The organism is Defluviimonas salinarum, assembly GCF_026013545.1.
Taxonomy (GTDB): domain Bacteria; phylum Pseudomonadota; class Alphaproteobacteria; order Rhodobacterales; family Rhodobacteraceae; genus Albidovulum; species Albidovulum salinarum.
Window position 1 is genome coordinate 1 of the sequence record NZ_JAPDOG010000075.1, and the last position, 2,698, is coordinate 2,698.

The window sequence follows — 2,698 nt, forward strand, 5'->3', positions numbered from 1 at the left end:
TCCATCTGCTCGTCCGTCAGCCAGAAAAGATTGCTCATCATCAACCCCGTCAGTCTGGAGCCTTGAATCACCCGGCGGCGGCAGCTTCAAGCAGATCAATGGGTCCTGACCCTAGCGTCCCGCCATAACCAATGAGCACCTCCCCGAAAATCGGACAGTGACGGAATCTACGATCTGACATCTGCTGGTCTCCAGGAACGAGGAGATCAGAACATGTCGAAAGGCACGGTCAGAAACTTCAACCTTGAGCCGGGCAGTTCGGATCTGTAGCGTCCGGGGATGAGCAGATCCAACCCGCTCAAAGGCTTTCATAGCAGCCCAGACGTGATCCGCCTGGCGGTCATGCTGTATGTGCGTTTCCCGCTCTCGCTGCGGAATGTGGACGACCTGCTCCACGAGCGCGGGATTTATATCAGCTACGATACGATCCGCTTCTGGCTGAGCCGGTTCGGGCCGATGTTCGCCGCCAAGATCAAGCGCAAGTGTGTCGATCGCATGCGCGCATTCTCGAACTGGCGCTGGCATCTGGACCAGGTGTTCGTGAAGGTCAACGGGAAGCGGTGTTTCCTCTGGCGCGCCGTGGATCACGAGGGCGAAGTTCTGGAGGCGGTCGCCACCAAACGCCGGGACAAGCGCGCCGCTGTGAAATTCCTGAAGAAATCAATGAAGCGCTTTGGCCTGCCACGGGAGATCGTCACGGACCTGCTCCGTTCGTATCGCGCCGCTCTCAAGGACCTCGGAGCCGCCGATCTCCAGACGACAGGACGCTGGCTCAACAACCGAGCGGATAGCTCGCACTTACCATTCCGACGACGGGAGCGGGCGATGCTGCGGTTCCGGCGGATGCGAAGTTTGCAGATGTTCGCCGCCGTTCAGGCCTCCGTCTAGAACCTCTTCAACAAGGAACGCCACGTCTCCTCCAGACGCCATTTCAAGCTCAACCGCACTGCCGCCTTGAAGAGTGGCGGCAGTTCTGCGCGGCCTAAATCCGACGTCGCGGGTTGTTCGGAGACTGGTTAGCAACTGTCTGACAACGACATTTCAAGGAATACAAGAGAATGGCGCTTATTGTTTCCGAATGCCTGCCAATTCTTCCCTGCGAAGCGCCCAAGGTCGCATGCCACAACTATACGCACTATCGTTCGAGTCGGTGGTGCTGCCCGTTGTCGTCTCATGGAATGTAGAAGATGAGCGCGAAAACCCTTTCGATCTTGTCGGGCCTGTTTCTTTCGCTTCTGGCCGCGTTCTTTGTCGGTATGTGGTCGACGCATAAGGACTGGTGGCCATGGCAGAAAACCGATGAAATCAGGTCTGCGGTCCGATCCTTTCGGGCCACCGGTCGCATCCTGCCACCCATTTCATTCTCTCGCCGCCGCCCCGACGCGGCGAACGAGCGCCATGTCGTTCGTGATGAGGCTGCCATCGCTCCGGGCTATTGGTTAATCAACCGTTTTGACGCGGATCGTGTGAGATACTTTGTCGATCTTCTGAGCCCGTCTGGAGAAGTCGTTCTTTCGGTTCCGATCGACTATTCACTTGTGTTCGACAGTGGCAATCCGGGTGAGTTAGTGCATGGGGTAGCCATGCTTCCCGACGGTTCGGTGATTGTAACCTGGGACGCCGCTATGGGAATGGCACGCTTCGACCCTTGCGGTCGCGTGATCTGGTCCCGCACCGATCAAGTCTACCACCATTCGATTACGGCAGGGCATGAAGGTTATTGGACGTGGCAGGCGTCACGCTGGGATGGCGGGCATGACCAAAGGATGGTCAGATTTAACCCCGAAACTGGAGATATCCTTGAATCTATTGACCTTATCGACGATGTAATCAGTATTTCTGCATCCAATTCGCTTGCGCTCAGAATACCGGAAAATTTCTCATTCGACCGAGATATGGGCGAGAACGACAAGGCTGACCTGTTCCATCCGAACGATATCGAGGAGCTTTTGCCAACTATGGCCGCAGCCTTCCCGCAGTTCGCGTCTGGGGATCTTTTGGTCAGCATGCGCAACATCGACATGTTGGCAGTGATCGACCGCCGGACGGGGGGGGTCAAATGGGTAGCCTATGGTCCCTGGAACGACCAGCATGACCCCGACTTCAATATTGACGGTACGATCACAGTCTTTTCAAACAATATGGATAGGTTCCGGTCAAACATCATTCGCCTCGATCCCCGAACCGGACGTACCGAGGATGCGCTTCTGGGCACGGGTCTGGATTTTTTTAGCTTCATAATGGGAGCCCATCAGCTTTTACCGAATGGAAACTGGATGATCACCTCTTCAATGCAGGGGCGGGTGATGGAGGTGACACCGGAGGGCCAGATCGTCCGCGAATACAATAACCTGATTGACGAAACCTATAATGCACTGGTGCCTTTTGCAGAATTCTTGCTGTTCGACTATCTGACGGCAGTTCCGACCTGTGAAAAGTAATACTATGACGGAGTGACCACGATGAGTGGCTCTGTTGCGCAAATCGGGTGAGGGATTCATCTCGTGAATCCAGCGTGGTAGCTGGGCGGCATGGCAATCCTCCGCAAAGCGGATGGGAACGATTTGCAGACATGGCGTAACTGCCCCGCCGCACCTGAGTGGTCCGTTTTGAGTGTTAGTGCATGATCGGCCTTTGGTCTATCGGGACGATGGTTTCAGGAGCCGGCGGACGGTAGCCCAGAGCACTGTGTGGTCGC

General features: G+C 55.9%; 1 protein-coding gene and 1 pseudogene. Both read left to right on the top strand.

The window, feature by feature from the left end; genetic code table 11:
* Positions 1-279: 279 nt before the first annotated feature.
* Positions 280-986, top strand: a pseudogene (locus OM960_RS25245) (IS6 family transposase).
* Positions 987-1,187: 201 nt separating this feature from the next.
* Entirely contained in the window at positions 1,188-2,441 is a 1,254-nt protein-coding gene (locus OM960_RS25250; RefSeq protein ID WP_263332691.1) for an arylsulfotransferase family protein, read from the top strand.
* Positions 2,442-2,698 lie beyond the last annotated feature (257 nt).